Annotated in this window: 18 protein-coding genes; 7 read left to right on the plus strand and 11 right to left on the minus strand. The window is 63.2% G+C overall.

The window, feature by feature from the left end; genetic code table 11:
• The first annotated feature begins 132 nt into the window (after positions 1 to 132).
• The gene (locus tag FR699_RS11785; protein ID WP_154552578.1) at positions 133 to 1,401 is read left to right on the plus strand and encodes an aryl-sulfate sulfotransferase; all 1,269 of its coding nucleotides are present in this window, start codon (positions 133 to 135) and stop codon (positions 1,399 to 1,401) included.
• A gap of 91 nt (positions 1,402 to 1,492) precedes the next feature.
• On the opposite strand, the gene FR699_RS11790 is transcribed toward FR699_RS11785, so the two are convergent.
• A complete protein-coding gene (locus tag FR699_RS11790; RefSeq protein WP_154552577.1) occupies positions 1,493 to 2,053 on the minus strand; it encodes a TATA-box-binding protein in 561 nt (186 codons plus the stop codon).
• Positions 2,054 to 2,341: 288 nt separating this feature from the next.
• Positions 2,342 to 3,184: a hypothetical protein gene (locus FR699_RS11795; protein ID WP_158855524.1), complete on the minus strand. Its 843-nt coding sequence runs from the start codon at positions 3,182 to 3,184 to the stop codon at positions 2,342 to 2,344.
• A 333-nt stretch (positions 3,185 to 3,517) separates the two neighbouring features.
• Between FR699_RS11795 and FR699_RS11800 the strand changes: the two genes are divergently transcribed.
• Together FR699_RS11800 and thsA are read left to right on the plus strand one after the other, a co-directional pair.
• On the plus strand, positions 3,518 to 4,537 hold the full coding sequence (locus tag FR699_RS11800) for a methyltransferase domain-containing protein (protein WP_158855525.1): 1,020 nt from the start codon (positions 3,518 to 3,520) through the stop codon (positions 4,535 to 4,537).
• Between the two features lie 657 nt (positions 4,538 to 5,194).
• Positions 5,195 to 6,742 (plus strand): thermosome subunit alpha, encoded by a 1,548-nt coding sequence (gene thsA, locus FR699_RS11805; RefSeq protein ID WP_158855746.1) that lies wholly within the window; start codon positions 5,195 to 5,197, stop codon positions 6,740 to 6,742.
• A 190-nt stretch (positions 6,743 to 6,932) separates the two neighbouring features.
• On the opposite strand, the gene FR699_RS11810 is transcribed toward thsA, so the two are convergent.
• Genes FR699_RS11810 through FR699_RS11820 form a run of 3 tightly spaced genes read right to left on the minus strand, consistent with a single transcriptional unit; the run spans position 6,933 to position 9,488 of the window.
• A complete protein-coding gene (locus tag FR699_RS11810; protein WP_158855526.1) occupies positions 6,933 to 8,126 on the minus strand; it encodes a bifunctional oligoribonuclease/PAP phosphatase NrnA in 1,194 nt (397 codons plus the stop codon).
• Between the two features lie 55 nt (positions 8,127 to 8,181).
• The gene (locus tag FR699_RS11815) at positions 8,182 to 9,075 is read right to left on the minus strand and encodes an SDR family oxidoreductase (RefSeq protein WP_154552573.1); all 894 of its coding nucleotides are present in this window, start codon (positions 9,073 to 9,075) and stop codon (positions 8,182 to 8,184) included.
• Positions 9,072 to 9,488, minus strand: coding sequence for a DUF5791 family protein (locus FR699_RS11820; RefSeq protein ID WP_158855527.1), 417 nt, complete (start codon positions 9,486 to 9,488; stop codon positions 9,072 to 9,074). Before FR699_RS11820 ends, FR699_RS11815 begins: the two co-directional genes overlap by 4 nt.
• 126 nt (positions 9,489 to 9,614) lie before the next feature.
• Between FR699_RS11820 and FR699_RS11825 the strand changes: the two genes are divergently transcribed.
• Positions 9,615 to 10,694: a tubulin/FtsZ family protein gene (locus FR699_RS11825; RefSeq protein ID WP_154552571.1), complete on the plus strand. Its 1,080-nt coding sequence runs from the start codon at positions 9,615 to 9,617 to the stop codon at positions 10,692 to 10,694.
• Positions 10,695 to 10,700: 6 nt separating this feature from the next.
• Here the strand turns inward: FR699_RS11825 and FR699_RS11830 are convergent, their stop codons facing one another.
• The 4 genes from FR699_RS11830 to FR699_RS11845 all read right to left on the minus strand — a co-directional run bounded on the left by FR699_RS11830 (position 10,701) and on the right by FR699_RS11845 (position 14,320).
• Complete coding sequence (locus FR699_RS11830) at positions 10,701 to 11,345, minus strand: hypothetical protein (RefSeq protein ID WP_158855528.1); 645 nt, start codon at positions 11,343 to 11,345, stop codon at positions 10,701 to 10,703.
• A gap of 77 nt (positions 11,346 to 11,422) precedes the next feature.
• Positions 11,423 to 12,766: an alkaline phosphatase family protein gene (locus FR699_RS11835; RefSeq protein WP_158855529.1), complete on the minus strand. Its 1,344-nt coding sequence runs from the start codon at positions 12,764 to 12,766 to the stop codon at positions 11,423 to 11,425.
• A 336-nt stretch (positions 12,767 to 13,102) separates the two neighbouring features.
• Positions 13,103 to 13,732, minus strand: coding sequence for a class I SAM-dependent methyltransferase (locus FR699_RS11840; protein WP_154552568.1), 630 nt, complete (start codon positions 13,730 to 13,732; stop codon positions 13,103 to 13,105).
• 54 nt (positions 13,733 to 13,786) lie between these two features.
• Positions 13,787 to 14,320 (minus strand): inorganic diphosphatase, encoded by a 534-nt coding sequence (locus FR699_RS11845; RefSeq protein ID WP_154552567.1) that lies wholly within the window; start codon positions 14,318 to 14,320, stop codon positions 13,787 to 13,789.
• Positions 14,321 to 14,509: 189 nt separating this feature from the next.
• Here FR699_RS11845 and FR699_RS11850 point away from each other — a divergent pair, with 189 nt between their 5' ends.
• Positions 14,510 to 14,869 (plus strand): PadR family transcriptional regulator, encoded by a 360-nt coding sequence (locus tag FR699_RS11850; RefSeq protein WP_154552566.1) that lies wholly within the window; start codon positions 14,510 to 14,512, stop codon positions 14,867 to 14,869.
• A gap of 4 nt (positions 14,870 to 14,873) precedes the next feature.
• On the opposite strand, the gene FR699_RS11855 is transcribed toward FR699_RS11850, so the two are convergent.
• Both FR699_RS11855 and rnhA read right to left on the minus strand, forming a co-directional pair.
• Positions 14,874 to 15,452 carry a rnhA operon protein gene (locus tag FR699_RS11855; RefSeq protein WP_158855530.1) on the minus strand — a complete coding sequence of 193 codons (579 nt, stop codon included), beginning with the start codon at positions 15,450 to 15,452 and terminating at the stop codon, positions 14,874 to 14,876.
• The gene (rnhA, locus tag FR699_RS11860) at positions 15,445 to 16,041 is read right to left on the minus strand and encodes a ribonuclease HI (RefSeq protein WP_158855531.1); all 597 of its coding nucleotides are present in this window, start codon (positions 16,039 to 16,041) and stop codon (positions 15,445 to 15,447) included. The genes FR699_RS11855 and rnhA overlap by 8 nt, the downstream gene beginning before the upstream one ends.
• A 320-nt stretch (positions 16,042 to 16,361) precedes the next feature.
• Between rnhA and FR699_RS11865 the strand changes: the two genes are divergently transcribed.
• Together FR699_RS11865 and FR699_RS11870 are read left to right on the plus strand one after the other, a co-directional pair.
• Positions 16,362 to 17,327: a transcription initiation factor IIB family protein gene (locus FR699_RS11865; RefSeq protein ID WP_154552564.1), complete on the plus strand. Its 966-nt coding sequence runs from the start codon at positions 16,362 to 16,364 to the stop codon at positions 17,325 to 17,327.
• A 137-nt stretch (positions 17,328 to 17,464) separates the two neighbouring features.
• Positions 17,465 to 19,360, plus strand: coding sequence for a flippase activity-associated protein Agl23 (locus FR699_RS11870; protein WP_158855532.1), 1,896 nt, complete (start codon positions 17,465 to 17,467; stop codon positions 19,358 to 19,360).

Here is a 19,360-nt window from a genome sequence, read left to right on the forward strand (position 1 = left end):
TCGCCGCTGTTTGACTACTCACTCAGCTAGTATGGTTGTGTCCCTCGCCGAGACGCATCTTGTCCAGCGTCACTCGACTCACGACAGCGGTCTGAGCCTAGGCCGTGCGGTTCGAGAGACAGTGACGGGACCATGACCCTCGACACCTCGTCCTGGCGATTTCGACGGCTAGTGGTCCTCGGGGTCGTCCTCGTGTTGCTCGCTCCCGCCGTCGTCAGTGGACTCACGCACGAACCCGACACCGTTCACACGAACGTCACGGTGGACGGGAACGCGACTGCCCTCTCGAATGTCACGTTCGCTGGCATCCAGGGACCCTTCGGCACGTCCGGGCACGGCCGAGTGGTCGCAGTCGATACCGACTCCGGGGAGTTGCTCTGGGAGTACGCCAACGAGTCGGCTGCCGAGAACGTCCTCTATTACGACGTCGACCCCCTCTCGGCCCAACGGCTCTTGTTCGTCGAAGAGCGTTCAAGCGGCAACGGATCGGCTATCGTCTACAACTGGCAAACGGACGAACTGATCGACCGCTTCGAGGTGCCTTCCGACACTCACGACGTGGACGCTCTCGGAAACGATCGCTACGTCGTCGCTGACAAGTACAACCACCGCGCCTACGTCTACGATGCAAGCGCACAGCGAATCGTCTGGGAGTATCGCTTCGCCGAGCACTTCCCGGAGTATCCTGAAGCGGGTGAGGCCCCGTCGAGTGAACCATCCGGTGTCGGCGGGTACACCCACCTCAACGACGTCGATGTCGTCGACAACGGCTCGGCGTTCCTGCTCAGTCCCCGTAACTTCGACCGGGTCGTGCTCGTGAACCGCTCGACGAAGACCGTCGAGTGGACACTCGGCGAACAGGACAACCACGACATCATCAAAGAACAGCACAATCCGGACCTTCTCCAGCGCGATCCGCCAGTCGTCTTGATCGCCGACAGCGAGAACGATCGTGTCGTCGAGTATCGTCGGACCAACGACACCTGGACCCGGACCTGGGCTTACAGTGGCAGTCTCCACTGGCCGCGAGACGCGGACCGACTCCCGAATGGTAACACACTGATCGTCGATACCTACGGACAACGCGTTCTCGAGGTCACACCCGACCACGAAATCGTCTGGGAACGGGACCTCTCGACGATGCCCTACGACGCCGAACGCCTCGGGACAGGCCCCGGTTCGGATGGCCCGCCGATCGACCGGCTCCGAAACGCGTCGACGCTCGACGATGGCGAGAGCGGCGTTTCCATCTTTCGGCAGTTCTACGACTTGTCGTTGTACATTCTGCCAACCTGGATCGGCTTCGTCGAGTTCTACGGGGTGGTCGGGGCGATACTCGGAGCGCTACTCTGGACGGCGATCGAACTCGGTGTCCGAATCCGTGACTGGCGGACGTCCTGAGAGAACAGATTTGACCGTCGACAGACGCTCGACGGTTACAGACGAGAGAGACCGATCCGAATCGAGCCGTCTTCTACGATCCGGGGCTGGCTTACTCCAGCAGGCCTAACTCTTCGAGCCGGGAGACGATCTTGTCGACGGCTTCTCTGGCATCGTCGGGCTCTTTGCCACCGGTGATGACGAGTTTACCCGAGCCAAAGAGTAGCGCAACGACGTCGGGATCGTCGAGACGATAGACCAACCCGGGGAACTGCTCTGGTTCGTACTCGATGTTCTCTAAGCCCAGTCCGATGGCGATCGCGTTGAGGTTGAGGTTCCGGCCCAGATCCGCCGACGTCACGATGTTCTGGACGACGATCTCGGGATCCTCGTCGACCTGAATCTCCAGATCCCGCAATTTGTCGAAGACGATGCGGAGACTCTGGTGGACGTCGTCGGTGCTTTTGGCACCGGTACAGACGATCTTGCCCGAGCGGAAGATCAGCGCCGCCGACTTCGGTTCCTGGGTCCGATAGACCAGCCCGGGGAACTGCTCGGGGTCGTAGTCGGCCCCCTCCAGGTCCATCGCGACGCTCTGGAGGTCGAGCTCTTGACCGATGCCCGTCGAGGCCACTACGTTTTCGATGTTGATCGTTTCCTTGGGATCAGCCATGGTTCGCGTCATAAATCGTATTTAAGTCTTATAAAGGTTGGTATTTAAGATATATAAGCACCCCCATATTCGGGGTCCCGGCCATTTCAGGCCCGGACAGGCGGGATCGGCGATATGCCTTGGGTATCCCGAAGTGTGTCATAGCGAAATTCTGGCGCTTTCCTTTGCCACATCTGTCAGGTCCTCCGTCCAAGAGACAGGGTGCGGATCGGTCACCGGTTGGTTGCCATTCAGCGACGACGCATCTTGGTAGATGTTGGCGATGTAAGTCCCAACGATAGTGAGATTCTACTCCCAAACGATTCGTCTCGAATCGAGTTCGACCTGTCCAGAATCGATGGTGGCCGTGATTCGCTTCTCTTCGTACCCCCGACACGCCGAGATGCGCTTTTCAGCCCGTCCTTCTTCGCTGGAAACTTCAAGTACGTACAAATCCCCAATCGGAAGCGGGAGTGACACATCTGTGTTGGACATCGGGTCTACTTGGACAGATCTCTCTGTGACAACCCGGTCGTCACGCCGGAGGGTCAACTCGGCCCTGGCACTGCTGTCGGTCACGTTACGGACCTGTATCGAGACTTCGCGGTCTCCTGGACACCCGATGACTGGCTCATCATCGCCGCGAATACTAACGAGTAACATCGGATAGTTCTGCTCTGACGGGATCCGCCACTCCGTTGTCGTTGACCGGCCCTCCTCGACGGACACTGTAACGGTATACCGACCAGCTGTGGCTGTCACGCCGTCGAACGACAGTGATTCGCCGTTGGTGAGTGTCTGTGAACATGCAAAGAATGTGTTGTCGTCGTGCGCGATGGCGAGCGTGACCGTTGTTTTGGATGCAGTCTGGTTTCGAATCTCGACACTTCCCGATTGGTATGTCTCCGCTGCTCCCGGGATTGAGTACGGGAGTTCGTGGTCGGTTGCACACGGGAACGGCGTGTCCGTCCGCTCGGTGGTTGCTGTGGGCTCTGGCGGTTCGGTGGTCGGCCCGGCGGTTGTTGTCGTATCCTTTACAGGCTCGGTGGTCGGTTCTGTTTGGTCAGTAGAGAGGCCTGAACACCCTGTGAGACCAGCCCCGAACCCGATCCCCATGTACCGAAGGACTGCACGACGAGATGAACCTGTCATAGCGGAGCGACCGAGTTTGCCGGGATAGGCTTTGTGGTGGGAAAGTCGGCTTCCGAACCGGCAAGCGAACGCTCTCTGCGTGGGTGCCAAGACACAGTGAACGGAGAGTTCAGGAGTTGTGATACGAAAACGGGTCGTCGTGTTGAATATACCCTCTATCTCTTGCACTGCTTTCTGTCACTATATCTGTCTTCATATTTTCACATCCCAGGTTGCCCCGCAGTAAATCGACTATAACGGGATCTTTGACACGCTGCTCCAACGATGCTCACCACCGTCCGTTTGCGACACCGAACCGCCAGAGCCAAGCGCCGACGCCGCGACCGTGCTACCGTGTATCTGCTGGAACTAGCCGGCACCGACGACGATTTCGCGGCCACCGAGGCAGCCAGTGCTGCTAGTGATGTCACCGTCGTTGCCGGCGGGCTCGCGACGGCTCAGGAAATCTCCGCGCAGGCTTCGACGCTTTCGCTCACCCATCGCGTGAGCGACCTCCTCGGGACGGCCCAGCCAACAATTGCGGCGGCCCGAGAGACTCTCGAATCGGCGGCGCTCGACCGCACGGGATCTGTTGCCGTCCGCGCCCGTGACGTCAGGGGGGCGACTGGTGTGAGCACCCAGGCCACAGAGCGCGAACTCGGCTCGGTGCTGGTCGAAGCGGGCTTTACCGTCGATCTTGAGGACCCAGATCACGAACTCCGTGTCGTCTTCGCTGGCTCCCCGTCGGTTGGCGACTCTCCGGCTGCCGACGTCGCGTCCGGCGCGGACGCAGGGGCCTGTGCGATCGGGTGGCTCGCTACCGACCCACCACGGACGTTTACCGAACGCGCCCCGACCGAGCGCCCGTTCTTCCAGCCCGGTAGCATGGATCCCACACTCGCCCGTGCGCTGGTCAATATCGCTGGTGCGCGGCCCGGCACGACCGTTCTCGACCCGATGTGTGGCACCGGCGGGCTGTTGATCGAGGCAGGGCTCGTCGGTGCCACGCCCGTCGGCGTCGACGCACTCGAAAAGATGGTCCAGGGTACCCGAGAGAATTTGGGCACCCTGATCGACGAGGAGTTTGCCGTCTGCCGGGGGGACGCGCGTCGACTCCCGTTCGCGGACGATGCCGCCGACGCGGTCGTCTTCGATGCGCCTTACGGCCGACAGACGAAGATCACCGGCGAGACGCTGGCGGCGCTGGTTGGCGACGCACTCGCGGACGCCCGACGACTCGCGGCCCGGACAGTCATCGTCGGCGATCGGTCCTGGCAGACCGTCGCCGAGGAAGCTGGCTGGACCGTCACAGCCCACTTCCAGCGTCGTGTCCACCGGTCCCTCGATCGCCATATCCTCGTCCTCGAACGCTGAGGGCGCGGTCGCCGTCGGAATCGGCACTCAGTGGCGCTCGACCGTGACGTGATGTTCGGTGCCGGCCGTCACTTCGCCAGGCTGTCGGCGTGTTCCTGACCGAGACAGCGCTCCGGTCCGGCAGTTCGGTCGCCTCTCTTGGTGGTTCACCACCAGTGTCCCAATGTCGCCGAGTTGTTCCTACTCTGCGTCCGCTGAAAAACCCAACCCTGCCGGCTCCTGGCACCTTGGCTGTTGGATTCGAACCGCGATTTCTGCGTTTCAATCCCGAACGATGCATGCTACATCGCTCCATCACGCCGTCTCCCTGCCACTCAAACGCCGTCCCGGTACCAATCGTGGGCCGACGAGCTTTCCCCGGTGCCCTTCCCGCACGCCGCGAGCGTTGTCCGTACACAGTCGTCTGGGAGTGCCGTGGGCTGTCGATCGTCCCAGCTCACACATTGGAATTGCTCGGAAGGCGGCCTCGGTGGCTTGTTGCGGTACGTTCCGTCGACTGCCGCTATAGCCGTCTTAACGGCCCTTGGCACGGCCAACGGTGCTACCCTGGGGCGTCCCGCTCTGGGTGGATTCTAAGCGCGGATAGCAATATTTATATAGAACCGCAATGGATGAACTAAGTGAAGATCCACTATGTCACAGTCCGGACAGCCGCGCATGGGCGGTCAGCCGATGTTTATTCTTAGCGACGACTCCCAGCGCACACAGGGCAAAGATGCACAGAGTTCGAATATCTCCGCGGGGAAGGCGGTCAGCGAGGCCGTCCGCACCACCCTCGGCCCCCGTGGGATGGACAAGATGCTCGTCTCCGACGGTGACGTCGTTATCACCAACGACGGGGCGACGATTCTCGACGAGATGGACATCGAGCATCCCGCCGCGAACATGCTCGTCGAAGTCGCCGAGACCCAGGAAGAGGAAGTCGGCGACGGCACGACGACGGCCTCGATCCTCGCCGGCGAACTGCTGGCCAAAGCCGAGGACCTGCTCGATGACGATGTCCACGCGACGACGATCGTCGAGGGGTATCACGAGGCTGCTCGGATCGCCCGCGAGGCCGTCGACGATCTCGTCGTCGACGGTGACTTGGACGACGAATCGCTGATCGAGGTCGCCGAATCCAGCATGACTGGCAAAGGGACCGGCGATGTCGCTGCTGGCCCCCTCGCGGAGACGGTCGTCGAAGCGATCAGCCACGTCCGTGACGGCCGCGTCGAGCGTGAGAACATTACGATCCACGCTCAGGTCGGTTCTTCCTCTAGCGCGACCGAACTCGTCGAAGGTGTCATCGTCGACGAGGAACCGGTCCACGACAACATGCCCCGTACCGTCGAGGACGCCGCGATCGCCGTCATCGACAGCGATCTCGACCTGCGTGAGAGCAACATCGACGCCGAGTACAACGTCAACAACGTCGATCAGCTCAACGCCGCTATCGAGGCCGAAGAGGAGGAACTGCGCGGCTACGCCCAGCAACTGGCCGATCTCGACGTCGAGGTCGTGTTCGTCAGTGGTGACGTCGAGGATCGGGTTGGCGCGTACCTCGCCAAGCACGGCATCCTGGCGATCGAGGGCTCGGACGATCTGGAAGCCATCGCCGGCGCGACCGGCGCGAGCCGCGTCGGGTCCGTCGAAGATATCGAAGCCGGCGACCTCGGTGAGGCCGGCAGTGTGTCCGTCCGCATGTACGGCGACGAGGAGCTGACGTTTATCGAAGGCGGCACGGCCGCCGAGGCCGTCACGATCTTCGCCCGCGGTGGCACCGAACACGTCGTCGACGAACTCGAACGCGCGATCATGGATTCCCTGGACGTCGTGACCGCTGCCCTCGAACACGGTGGTGTCGTCCCGGGTGCCGGTGCGACCGAGATCGCGGTCGCCGACCACGTCCGCTCGGAAGCCGCCGGCGTCGAGGGTCGCAAACAGTTGGCCGTCGAAGCGTTCGCCGATGCTATCGATGTCGTTCCCCGCACGCTCGCGACGAACACCGGCATGGACCCGATCGACGCCCTGGTCGACCTCCGGGCTGCCTACGAGGGCGGCGATCTCTCTGGGCTCATCAGTGAGGGCCAGACCGGCGTCGTCGCCGACCCACTCGAAGCAGGCGTGATCGATCCTGCTGCCGTCAAACGCGAAGCCCTCGAGAGTGCGACCGAGGCCGCGACGATGATCGTCCGCATCGACGACGTCATCGCCGCGAGCTAACGCTTCGCTCTCTCCGGAAGCGCCTGATTTTGGTCGTGTCGGTTTCGCAGACGCCACTCGTGTCGACACACTTGTAGGTCCTCGTCGGCTCGAAACGTCCGCACAGCCACTTCGTGAGGCCCGCCGTGATACCGCTTGGCCGAGGTGTCATCTTCGCGGATGATCGAGAAAAGCGGTATCTCAGGGGCTGCTACTGTCGATCGCCAGTCATCGCTTCGAAGAGGCGTTCGTAGAGCTCGTCTCTGGAGACGCCCTCGCTCGGTCCGAGACCGGCCATGTGATCGAGACGCAGTTGACCGCCGCCCATTCGAGCGTGTCCGCCGGCTTCGGCCATCGGGACACCGTCGACGGCTGCCTGGAGTGCCTTTCCCATGTGGACGCGATCGTCACGCGAGCGCCCCGAGAGGTGGAGGCGGCCGTCGGACTCGCCAAGTACGACGACTGCTGTCACGCCTTCGAGACACAGGAGCTCGTCGGCCGCCTGTGGAATCGCGTCGACGTTCGAGACTTCGCCGACGTCGCTGGCGGCGAAGGCCCCACGGACGTCCCGCTCCATGATCGCCCGGGCTTTGGTTTCGAGGACCGCCGTATCGATCTCCGGATTCGCGACGCGATCGAGGGCATCTTCGTCGATACCTGGGTAGAGATACGAGGCAGCCTCGAACTCGGCCGAGGTACAGCCCTTCGTGAGGTGGTTCGTATCGGCCTGGATGCCATACAGCAAGCCTGTCGCAACGTCCGGGGGGAGATGCTCGCCGGTCTCGATCGCGGTCGCGGCATCTGGATCGATCGGCTCGAACCCGAGAGCGTCGAGGTATTCGGTGACGAGTGTCGCACAGGCGCCGTACGACGGGCGAACGTCGGTGAACGACGACCCCGTTCCGTCGCCCGGATGATGGTCGACGACCGCTACGGGTGAGACACCGTCAGCGCCCGCAAATCCGCGTGGCTCGTTGTGATCGACCAACACTACCGCCTCGCCGTCGAGTGCAGCCGCCTCCTCGATTCGATCGAGATCCAGTTCTAAAACCGTCTCGAAGGCGCGATTCTCCTGGTGGCGGATCTGTCCGGGGTGTTTGAGAGTACAATCGGTGTCGACGCTTGCGGCCAGTTCGGCGACGCCCTGGGCGGCCGCCATCGCGTCCGGATCGGGGTTCGGGTGCAGCAAGACGCTTACCTGATCGTACCCGGCCAGTACGTTGCGAAGGCGCGTGCCCGGCGTGCGCCTGCGACGGCGAACGATCACCGCGAGCCCGACGACGACGAGCAACCCCGTGAGGACGATCGCCCCAGCGAGAAGCGGGTCGGCCGCGACGAACTCCCTGCCCTCGGCGAGCAGCGACGCGGCCGTCTCCCCGATGTCCGCGGGCACCGAAGCCGACATACCGGTCACTGTCTCTCCCGGCTGTTAAGAACTTTCGGCCCGGGTGGGCCACCCGTCAGGTCTCGTCGCTGTCGGCGAGGTACTGGGCGATCGCATCTCGATACCCCTCACGAAACGTGGGGTAGGCAAACTCGTATCCGAGTTCCCGGAGGCGGTCGTTACTGACGCGCTTGTTCGCTCGAAGGCGCTGTCGCCGTTGGTCGGAGTCGACAGCTTCGAGACGGCTCGCCAGTGTCTCTTTGGGCGGGTCGGGTTCCTCACACTGACTTGCGAGCCAGTCGGCGAACGCCCACTTCTCGACGGGTTCGTCGTCGACGACGTTGACGACAGCGTTCCGCCCGTGGTTTGCTTCGAGCAGGAAGCGAACCGCACCGGCCGCGTCTTCTCGATGGACCATATTGAGATGGCCCGCCGTGACTGGCCCGTCGAGATATCGCTCCAGTCGGTACCGATCTGGACCGTACAGCCCACCGAACCGAGCCACTGTCCCGTCGATGCCTGCCGGGGGCCGCTGGCGGGCGATCCGTTCGGCCTCGACCAGCACACGGGTCTTCTCGGTCGTCGGCTGCAGGGCGGTATCTTCGTCGACCTGGGCTCCATCGTGGTCGCCGTAGACGCCCGTACTCGAAGTGTAGACGATTCGCTCGGGGGGCGAGGATCGAGCGGCGAAATGGTCGATGGCCGTCTTGAGGCCTTCGACGTAGGTGTCCCGGGCCGCCTCGGCGTCGCGACCGCCGGCACTCGCCGCAAAGACCAGCCAGTCGGCGTCGGGCACAGCTTCGAGGGCATCCGGCACAGTCACGTCTGCCTGTACCGGCCGTCCACCGGCTGCCTCGACGGCTGCCAGTCCTGCGTCCGACCGGCGCACGCCGACGACATCGGAGTCGGTGAGTTGGCCCGCCAGCGCACAGCCCACGTACCCACAGCCAAGAATGACGACCCGGGTCACCGTTCCTCCGTGACGGCGGCCAGCACGTCTGCATACTCCCCGAGACCCATCGGGTGGCGCCCCTCGATTTTCTGCTGGAGTTCTTTGGCAGTCACGTCGGCGTCGAGAGCGCCCGCCAGTCCGTCGACGTCGAGGACGGCACTCGACATCGCCAACAGCAGGCGGTCGCGGGCGTCGGCGGCGATTGCGTGGGCATCACGGCTATCCTCGAGGGCGCGGATCGCTGCCGCATCGGCGACCGTCAGATCGAGTCCTTCCCCGGCGGCAATCGCCGCGATCGTCTCCCGATCGAGGGCCGTCCGGTCCCGGACCGTCTCGACGCCGGCCGTCTCGACGGTCGTCTGCAGAGCCGTCTCGAAGGCCTGCCGGAGTGACACGGCATCGTGCTCGCCGGGATCGATATCGTCGAACATGGATTCGATAGGGCCTGGCCCTACAAGGGCGCGTCGCCACCGGAACGCGAACCGGCGGCGGGACGAACCTCCGTCGACTCGTGAATTGTCACAAGGTTGAATACCCGCTGACTCAAGGCTGTGGGTATGAAGGTCGTCCTGATTGGTCTCGGCCAGGCCGGTGGGAAGGTCACCGAGGCGCTGGCAACCCACGACTACGAACGGGGATACGACGCCGTTCAGGGGGCATTAGCCGTCAATACGGCTAAGACCGACCTCCAGGCGCTCGATATCGAGACGATGGTCATTGGCCAAGATCGGGTCAAAGGTCACGGCGTGGGTGGTGACAACGAACTCGGCGCCGAGATCATGCAAGCCGAAGCGACGGAGGTATTGGACGGCCTCGACGGCCGAATTACCTCCCGGGCGGAGGCACTGATGGTTGTGGCCGGCCTGGGCGGTGGCACCGGGTCGGGCGGCGCACCAGTGCTGGCAAAGGAACTCAAGCGGATCTACGACGTGCCAGTGTACGTTCTGGGTATCCTCCCCGGACGGAGCGAGGGCTCGATCTACCAGGCCAACGCGGGCCGCTCGCTGAAGACCGCTGCCCGGGAAGCCGATGCGACGCTACTCGTGGACAACGACGCCTGGCACTCTGCCGAGGAGAGCGTCGCGGAAGGGTTCTCGACGATCAACGACAACATCGCCCAGCGGATCGGCCTCCTGCTTGCCTCGGGCGAAGTCGTCGAGGGTGTCGGCGAGAGCGTCGTCGACTCCAGTGAGATCATCAACACGCTCCGGCCGGGTGGACTCGCGGCGCTTGGCTACGCAAGCGCACAGGCAAGCGAGGACAGCGCCGAGAACGTCAACACGATCACGAGCCTCACGCGCAACGCCCTCCTGACTGGGACCAGCCTCCCGAACGCCGTCGAGGCCGAAACGGCCCTGCTCGTCATCGCCGGCCAGCCCGACCGTATCTCACGGAAGGGCGTCGAGCGCGCTCGTCGCTGGCTCGAAGAAGAGACCGGCAGTCTCGAAGTACGGGGCGGTGACTTTCCACTAGACAGTGAGCGCCTCGCCGCACTGGTGTTGCTTGGCGGCGTCGAACGCTCCCAGCGGCTCGAAGCCTTCCTCGACCGTGCGGCCGAAGCCTACCAGGGCGCAAACGACCAACCGAACGATCCGGTCGACGACTTCCAGAACGACGAACTCGAAGACCTCTTTTGACGGTCCTTACTCGCCGTTCGAGTCGGCGTCTGCCGCTTTGTCTTCTTCGGCCAGATCGATATCGGCGATCGCGTCGGCGATCTCGTCGTCGTCGGCGCCGCCTTCCGCCTTCTCGCCCGCGTCGTCGGCTTCAGCTGGCTCGTCGCCACTCTCCGATGGCGGTTCGAGATCGTCCGAATAGGCGAACTCGCTGACGCCCGTGTCTTCGAGAGTGTCGGGCGTGGGCTGCTCGTCTTGGGAGTCGAGACTCGTCGCGGATCCGGCTTCGGTCTCGCTGGGAGGCGACGATTCCGCCGGTGTGTCCGGCCCATCACTCTCCGTCTCTGTGTCGCCGGCAAACTCGAAACCGCCGGCTTCAGCCGTCTCCGTGTCGTCGTCCCACGCCGTTTGGTCGCGAGACTCGTCGATCCACTCTTCGGCCTCGATCGATACGTCCTCGAGCGAGCCGGTAGCCTCGATCGCGCCCCGGAGCCGTTCGATTTCGCTTTCCAGGGCGTCGATACGGGACGCGAGTTGCTCGCCGGGCGGACGAAGTACGGCCTCTCGGTGTTCGAGTAGCCACCGGGCATAGGCCTCGGGGCTGTCGAAGCCACGCTCGGTCGCCTCGGCTGTGAGGTCACCAGCCAAGTCCCCGTCGAGATCCAGCTCCATTCGCTCGCTGATACGCGACCTCAGCGCAAAAATCTGTGGCACGCGCCCGCAGGTGAGTCGGGCGGTCGATCGGCCCGTCAGACCAGGCTCGAGCCGTCGAATGCAGCCCGATCGTACTCGACGTCCAGCAACGAGAGGAGCGTCGGCGCGATGTCGTACAGATCGACGTCGCTGATCCGGGCGTCATCGTCGTCGACGAACAGGCAGGCGTTATCGAAGCTGTGCATGCCGTTGCGTGGCCCGACACCGAAGACGTCTGAATCGCCCTTGAACCCGGCTTTCAGATCGAAGCCGTGGTTGGGGATGACGACCAGATCGGGGGCGATATCGTCGTGTTCGCCACGGTACGCTTGCTCTTTGGTGACGACACGATCGGCCACGGGGCGGCCGTCCGGCCCTTCCCAGGCTTCGAGCTTCGCTTTGAGGTCGGCTCTGACACTCTCGTAGTCGTCTTCCGGAACGCTACCGTTCGCCTCGCGGTCTTCTAGGTTGACGTAGAAGCGGCCGGGAATCAACGAGTAGGCTTTCGTCGACTCGTCGAGATCGCCCAGTTCTTCGGGCTCGTCGGCGTCGTAGCTCAGCCAGCCTTCTTCCCGGAGCCACTCGTTGCAGTGAACCTCGTGATCGAGGGTGGTAAAGCCGTGATCGGAGGCAACGACCATCGTCACGTCGTCGGCCAGCAACTCGCGGAGCTGACCCAGGTAGTCGTCGACTTTCTCGTAGAACTCCAGGAATTCTTCCTTGTACTGGCCGTCTTCTTCGTAGTCTTCGAACAGGAAGTGGTTGACGCGGTCGGTGGTCATGAAGACCCCGAAAAAGAGGTCCCAGTCGTCGCCGTGGACGTACTGCTCGAAGGCCTCGAAGCGCTTCTCGAGTGTCTCGTGGGCATCCTCGATGAACTCCGTCTTGTCGTCGTTGTGGCCGAGCTTGGCGTTGACGTCGATCCGATAGTCGCTGTCCTGGAGCGTCTCGCGGATTTCGTCGGGATAAGCCGCCTTTTCGACGCCGGGCGAGAGGAACCCGGAGACCATTCGCTGGACGTCACGCTGGGGCGGGAACGTGACGGGGACGTTCATCACCGTCGCGTCCCGGCCGGCCGACTGCACGCGGTCCCACAGGCGGGTCGCCTGGACGTCGTTCCCCATCGGGACGTACGTCTCCGCCGACCCGACCTCTCGGTCCTGAAAGCCGTAGACACCCGTCTGACCCGGGTTGACGCCCGTCGTCAACGATGGCCAACAGGCGCTGGACTCGGGGGGCACGATGCTGTCGATGGCGCCGCCAGCCCCCTCCTGGGCGATAGCAGTGAGGTTCTCGAAGCGATCTTCGTTGTCGGCGATCAGGCTGTACGGGACGCCATCGATGCCGAAGAAGGCGACCCGGGGCTCGTCGTCGCCGCGAATCCGATCGAACAGTCCCATACTCGGCGGTACTGGTGACTGACACAAGAAGGTTCTTTTCGCGGCCGTCCCTGACGGGCCACACCGACACCGGCAAAACGGGCAGCGATCAGTCTCCGTCTGTCGAGGCGCTCGTTGGCGCTTCTACGGAGTCTTCGTGGCGGAAATTCTCTGGCACGACGGTCGGGTGGTCGATCCCGACAGCGGGGCGTTCGGTGGCCATCACGAACAAACGTAGGGCTGACACACTCAAATAATTACCCATAATTATACTGCATGGCCGCAACGGGCGGTGATAACCGGGACACATCAGCCGGCCGATCCCGACTGGCGACGCGAAGGCGTTCGTACTCGGTGTCAGGCACGCGCCCAGACGAACGGTTTCTTCGCCGGTTCGTCGGCGACGTCATCCATGACGCGATCGACGCCCTCGACGCTGAATCCGGCGTCGTCGAGCAGCTTCCGGGTTCGGTCCAGTCCGGGGATGTCCCAATACATCGGTCCGCCCATCCCCATCCAGTCCTCGTTGTGGCCCGCCCAATCGGTATCACCGACCGTACAGAGCACGGGCGCTCCGGGCCGACAGACGCGATGGAACTCCGAGAAGGCGTCTTCGTGGCGTTCCCGGGGCACGTGGATGACCGCGTAGAACGAGGTGAGTCCGTCGAAGCTGTCCTCAGCGAAGGGTAATCGCGTCATCTCTCCCTCGACGAACGAGTGGGCCGGAAGACGATCGGTCGCCAACGACAGTTGTTCGCGAGAAAGATCGAGGCCGGTCACTGTACACTCTTCGGCCAACAACGCAGTGACCGGTGTCCCCGTACCACACCCAGCGTCGAGGACAGCTGCGTTCGCCCCGAGAGCGTCCCGAAACCGTTCGACGAGGGACACGTCAGTGTCGTCGGTCGAGCGTTGCTCGTCGTACTCGGCAGCGATGCGATCGTACCCGTCCCGAACGCGGGCAGTGAGGTCCCGCTGGTCGTCCATACCAGCCAGTCGGGGACTTCCCGCAAAAGAGTTGTTCCGGCGATGACCGTCCGTTTACGCGAACTCTTCTTCGTAGAGGTCCTGGGCGTGTTCGATCGCGTCCATCGCCGCTTGTTTGTCCTCCCAGCCCAGCGTCTCGACCTCTTTGCCTTCCTCTAAGTTCTTGTACGTCGCGAAGAACTCGTCGATCTCGTCGAGGGTCTGCTGTGGGATGTCGTCGAGGTCCTCGATGTGATCGTAGCGGGGGTCCTCGGTGGGGACGGCGATGACCTTGTCGTCGGCCTCGCCGTCGTCGTCCATCTTCATCAGCGCGACCGGACGGGCCTCGATGACACAACTCGGGAACGTCTGGTCTTCGACGAGAACGAGTACGTCGAACGGATCGCCGTCGTCGTAGTACGACTGTGGGATAAACCCGTAATCAGAGGGGTAGTGGACGTTGCTGTGCAGGACCCGATCGAGGACGACGCCGGGGATGTCCTTGTCGTACTCGTACTTGTTGCGCTCGCCCTTGAGGCACTCGACGACCGCGTAGATCTCTTCGGGCGGATTCGGTCCCGTTTCGAGGTCTTCGAAGAGGTTCACCATCATCTCCGTCTGCGGCAGGCCACCAAAAATGCCTTTCGAGTTGCCCGGCATCCGGCCCACTGTCTGCTACGGAGGGTGATCGATCGGCCATCAATCGCTTTTCCGTCTTGCGAAAATCGGCTCCGGGAGTTACGCAGATGATCGTTACAGTTAACAAAGGTTAAATGGCGTGATGACATATATCCTACCATGTCAGAGGCGCAGGCTGAGACGGAAGCACCGAGTATTGCCCGAGAACTGACCGCATTCCAGCAGAACATCCTGGCTATCCTCGCCGAGGAGGCACGCTACGGACTCGCTGTCAAACGCGAACTAGAAACGTACTACAGTTCTGACGTCAATCACGGGCGGCTGTACCCCAATCTCGACGACCTCGTCGAGATGGAGTTAGTCGAGAAAAGTGAACTCGACAAGCGAACCAACGAGTACTCGCTGACCGAGAAGGGCTACGACGTCCTGCTCGAACAGCTCTCCTGGGAGTTCTCGAAGATCGTCCAGACCGAAGATCGAGCCGACGACCTCGAAGCGCTCCTCGAAGACGTTCGATAAGTTTTCACACTGGGGGGTGTTCGACCCCAGCGACGTCGAAGGCGATCCGGAGCGACTGCTCTAAGACGGCTCGCTGTTCGTCGTCGGGCCAGACGTTGCGCGGATAGTACTCCTCGCGAAACTCCCGAACCTGGGCCGACGTCGCCACAGCGATCCGACAGACGTGGTGGTTCCCGAGGAAATCCGCGAACGCCCGGACGTTGGCTTCGTGTACGGGACCGTGATGTTCGCCAACGCGGGCGACAATCTCCCGGTTTGCCGCTTCGACGACATCCCAGTCGTCCTCGCCGGCGAGTGGCCGCTCGACCCCGCGCGATCGGTCCTCGATGCGGTCGAAGACGACCTCACCATCCCGGAGCCACTCGGCCGGATAGCAGACCAGGACGTCGCCGTCGTCGTCCGCACGGAGGCGGGCCTCGTATCCGTGAGTGGCCAGCATGGCGTCACGGCGCTGGCGGTGGGTCTCGGCGCGCTCACCGTCCGTCCGTCGGGCCAGCCGCGTCAGCCGGACCGCTTCCTCGAGTACGTCCGGCGGGAGCTCACTGTCTTCGCCGGCCGGCGCCGGCTCGTCGTCGTCAGTCATCCTCGAAGGCCTCGTTTGCCAGTCGGTCGGCCCGTTCGTTGATCTCGCGGGGGACGTGTTCGATCGACCACGCCGAGAAGCCCGTCAACAGCTCCCGGACCCGGACCCGCTGTTCGCGCAGGTCCGGATCGTTCGTGTCCCACTCGCCACGAATCTGGCGCACGGCCAGCTCCGAATCGCTCCGGATCTCGACGCTCTCGAAGCCGTACTCCTCGGCGATCTCCAGTACGTGGACCAATGCTGCATACTCGGCGTAATTGTTCGTCGCGCGCCCGATTCGCTTGCCCCCTTCGGTGACGATGCCCCCCTCACCAGTTACGATCACCCAGCCGATCGCCGCCGGGCCGGGATTACCCCGTGAGGCACCGTCGACGTAGACGTGTGCACGTCCGCCCTCCTCTCGTAACACGGCAGTGAGCCGCTCGGCGTCACTGCCCTGCACGACGACCTTCCCGTCGTAGGCGATCGCCGTCGCACCAGCCTGACTCGCCCGCCAGCGCTCGTGATCCGTGTTCCCTGCCTCGATGTCGACCCCAGCGGCTTCCAGTCGCTGTCGAGCAGCCGCCTCGTCACACTCGATAACCGGCATCGAAAGACGATAGGCCGCCATCGTGTTAGGGCGTTCCGATCCACCGACCGCCCAGTGCTCTGGCTGCACGACACGAACATGCCAGTTGCCGCCTGCGTTTCGAGCCAGCTCAATCACAGCACTGAGCCGAATCGACGTCCAACGGCCACTAGACGCACGGCAACTCCTACCCGGCGACGGTAACCGGCAAAGCCCCGCTACTGGCCGGGAGACTCGTTCTCCAGGCCGTTCGAGTGGACTCCCTCGCTGGTTGATGTGACAATAGGGATAAATTAAATCCAAGGATTTAAGTCGGGAGACACTGCTACTATAAAAGTGCGATGACACGGTCCACCCGCCAGCGGGAGCGCGAGCGTGAATCCGAGACCGAATCCGACGAACGAGAGGGGGTGAGAGAATGTCCGGAGTGCGATTCTGACAATCTCGTCAAGGACGCAGACAGGGGCGAGATCATCTGTGACGACTGTGGCCTCGTCGTCGAGGAGGAGAACATCGATCCAGGACCGGAGTGGCGGGCGTTCAACCACGAGGAGCGCCAGGAGAAATCCCGGGTGGGCGCGCCGACGACCCAGACGATGCACGATAAGGGGCTGACGACGACCATCGACTGGAAGGACAAAGACGCCTACGGCCGCTCCATTTCTTCGAAGAAACGCTCCCAGATGCATCGCCTGCGCAAGTGGCAGGAACGCATCCGGACCAAGGACGCGGGCGAACGCAACCTGCAGTTCGCTCTGAGCGAGATCGACCGCATGGCCTCGGCACTGGGCGTCCCGCGCTCGGTACGCGAGGTCGCGTCGGTCATCTACCGTCGCGCACTCGACGAGGACCTCATCCGCGGCCGCTCGATCGAGGGTGTCGCGACCTCGGCACTGTACGCCGCCTGCCGGAAGGAAGGCATCCCGCGGAGTTTAGAGGAGATCAGCGAAGTCTCCCGCGTCGAACGCAAGGAGATCGGCCGGACCTACCGGTATATCTCTCAGGAACTCGGCCTGGAGATGGAACCCGTCGACCCCAAGAAGTACGTCCCCCGTTTCTGCTCGGAACTCGATCTCTCAGAGGAAGTCCAGTCGAAAGCCAACGAGATCATCGAGACCACCGCCGAGAAGGGGCTGCTCTCGGGGAAATCCCCGACGGGCTATGCTGCCGCCGCGATCTACGCCGCCTCGTTGCTCTGCAACGAGAAGAAGACCCAGCGCGAAGTCGCCGACGTCGCCCAGGTGACCGAAGTCACGATCCGCAACCGCTACCAGGAACAGATCGAGGCGATGGGCATCCACAGCTAGGCCACGCGCGTCGACCCTATTCGCTCCGGGTCTGTGCCCTCCCGAACAGACCTAAGAGACGTCACTTGCTCCCAGACTGGGGGCGTCCGTTTCGGATACCAGAAGGATTCTAACCCCCCGGCCCACAGCAAGTCAGTATGTCCGACGGTTTCGCGGCCACCGATCCCGCCGCTGGGACGGGGCCTGGCCAGCGGGTCCGGGCTTACGTCCGGACCCATCCAGTCGTCGTCGCCGTCCTCGCGGTGGCGGCACTTGGCCTGCTGGCCAGGTTCTTTCAACTCGGCTGGCGTGTCGCTCACTGGGACGAAGCCCGGGTCGCCTACTGGGTCGATCACGCCGTAGAGACGGGCCACTTCGCGTACAACTCCCACACCCACGGCCCCTTTATCCAGCACGTCGGCCGGTACCTCTTCGGGCTCCTCGGTGCGAACGACTTCGTTGCCCGCCTGCCGGTCGCGGTGATCGGCGGTCTCCTGCCGATTGTGGCACTGCTATATCGTGAACATCTCGACGATATCGAGACGGTCGCCCTGGCAGCGCTGCTTGCGGCCAACCCCGTGTTGCTGTACTACTCTCGGTTCATGCGCAGCGATCTGCTGGTCGCGGCGTTCATGTTCACCGCGTTTGGCCTGCTCGTTCGCTTCTACGATACCCGCAAGCCGCGATACGTCTACGGCGCGACAGCGTTGCTCGTCTTCGGGATTGCTTCCAAGGAGAACGCACCCCTGTACGTCATCACCTGGCTGGGAGCCGGCGCACTCTGTCTCGACGCGGCTTTCTACCGCCCCCGGGCGTATCGGAGTGCGGGCGCGCTCGTCAGGTCGAAATTGGGCGGTATCCGCGACCGACTGTTCGACGGGAGTCGAAGCCTGCTGGGCTGGATTTTGTATTACGGTGGCCACAGCCTCGGCGTGGCCGTACTGTTCGTCGCGCTGTTCGTGTTCATGTTCGCGCCCCGGGGCGGGGGAATGGCCGGGATGCTCTACCCCCCAAGTGACGCCAGCGCGACCCTCGGCCTGTGGGACGCGGTGACTGCGCCATTGAAACTCCCCACGCTCGTCGTCGATACGTTCGCGTACGTCGTCTATCCGACGGCGGAGTACTTCCAGTTCGGTGGCCTCGACGGGGTCGTCCTTGACCTCCCCGGGCCACCAGAAGTCAGTGGCACGAGCAACACGGTCCCCTATCTCGAACGCCTCGGATCGATGACCGAAGGGCTGCTCGTCAAGTCCTTCCCGCTACTGCTCCTCGCGGCGATCGGATTCGTGCGGGAACGGTACGCTGCCGCCCGGAGCCGGACGCTGGTGTTGTTCATGACCTACGCTGGCGTAGCCTCCTGGCTGGGCTACCCGCTGACGTTCTCGATCGGGAGTGGCTGGAAGTGGGGTATGACTCACACGCTCGTTCCCCTCGCCATTCCCGCTGCGGTGGGACTTGGCCTATTCGGCCGGTGGGCGATCGACGCCATCCGTCACGACGACCAGATCGAATTCGGCCTCTCGACGGTCGTCATCGGCTTCGTTGCCGTACTGGTTGTCTCGACGGCCGTCGCTGGCGCGTACGGGGCTAACGCCCGATCGGGGGACAATCCGCTCGTCCAATACGGCCAGCCCGGTGACGACCTCCGGCCGGCCCTCGAACAGATCCAACATATCTCCCCAGTGCACGACGGGGCCGACGTCCTGGTCTACGATGGCTCGATAGACGACGGCGGATCGTTCGTCACGGAAAACGCTTCTACCGCCCACAAGGACTTCCGGCCTGTCTGTACGGTGTGGGGCAACACGATCCCGCTCAACTGGTATCTGGCGGCTTACGACGCTGAGACCGAGTGTGCAGCAAACGAAAGTACGCTGCAGGACAGCATCGACGGCGAGGACCCAGTACCGGTCGTCATCGTCCGTGAGAACGACAACACGGTCCCTGAATCGGCATTCGAAGCCGACTACTACGCGCTGACGTACGAACTCCGCACCCACGGCTCGGAAGCGACCTTCTACGTCCACAAAGAGTGGTGGAACGCGGGACAGTGA

Source organism: Halorhabdus sp. CUG00001 (assembly GCF_009797925.1).
Classification (GTDB): domain Archaea; phylum Halobacteriota; class Halobacteria; order Halobacteriales; family Haloarculaceae; genus Halorhabdus.

What these genes read in the sequence shown, in the direction of transcription:
- FR699_RS11830 (WP_158855528.1), bottom strand. Translation starts at nt 11,345, where the DNA reads ATGGAGCTGGATCTCGACGGGGACTTGGCTGGTGACCTCACAGCCGAG.
- FR699_RS11825 (WP_154552571.1), top strand. Translation starts at nt 9,615, where the DNA reads ATGAAGGTCGTCCTGATTGGTCTCGGCCAGGCCGGTGGGAAGGTCACC.
- FR699_RS11810 (WP_158855526.1), bottom strand. Translation starts at nt 8,126, where the DNA reads ATGTCGGCTTCGGTGCCCGCGGACATCGGGGAGACGGCCGCGTCGCTG.
- FR699_RS11850 (WP_154552566.1), top strand. Translation starts at nt 14,510, where the DNA reads ATGTCAGAGGCGCAGGCTGAGACGGAAGCACCGAGTATTGCCCGAGAA.
- FR699_RS11790 (WP_154552577.1), bottom strand. Translation starts at nt 2,053, where the DNA reads ATGGCTGATCCCAAGGAAACGATCAACATCGAAAACGTAGTGGCCTCG.
- FR699_RS11865 (WP_154552564.1), top strand. Translation starts at nt 16,362, where the DNA reads ATGACACGGTCCACCCGCCAGCGGGAGCGCGAGCGTGAATCCGAGACC.
- FR699_RS11840 (WP_154552568.1), bottom strand. Translation starts at nt 13,732, where the DNA reads ATGGACGACCAGCGGGACCTCACTGCCCGCGTTCGGGACGGGTACGAT.
- FR699_RS11820 (WP_158855527.1), bottom strand. Translation starts at nt 9,488, where the DNA reads ATGTTCGACGATATCGATCCCGGCGAGCACGATGCCGTGTCACTCCGG.
- FR699_RS11845 (WP_154552567.1), bottom strand. Translation starts at nt 14,320, where the DNA reads ATGGTGAACCTCTTCGAAGACCTCGAAACGGGACCGAATCCGCCCGAA.
- FR699_RS11855 (WP_158855530.1), bottom strand. Translation starts at nt 15,452, where the DNA reads ATGACTGACGACGACGAGCCGGCGCCGGCCGGCGAAGACAGTGAGCTC.
- FR699_RS11870 (WP_158855532.1), top strand. Translation starts at nt 17,465, where the DNA reads ATGTCCGACGGTTTCGCGGCCACCGATCCCGCCGCTGGGACGGGGCCT.
- FR699_RS11795 (WP_158855524.1), bottom strand. Translation starts at nt 3,184, where the DNA reads ATGACAGGTTCATCTCGTCGTGCAGTCCTTCGGTACATGGGGATCGGG.
- rnhA (WP_158855531.1), bottom strand. Translation starts at nt 16,041, where the DNA reads ATGCCGGTTATCGAGTGTGACGAGGCGGCTGCTCGACAGCGACTGGAA.
- FR699_RS11785 (WP_154552578.1), top strand. Translation starts at nt 133, where the DNA reads ATGACCCTCGACACCTCGTCCTGGCGATTTCGACGGCTAGTGGTCCTC.
- thsA (WP_158855746.1), top strand. Translation starts at nt 5,195, where the DNA reads ATGGGCGGTCAGCCGATGTTTATTCTTAGCGACGACTCCCAGCGCACA.
- FR699_RS11835 (WP_158855529.1), bottom strand. Translation starts at nt 12,766, where the DNA reads ATGGGACTGTTCGATCGGATTCGCGGCGACGACGAGCCCCGGGTCGCC.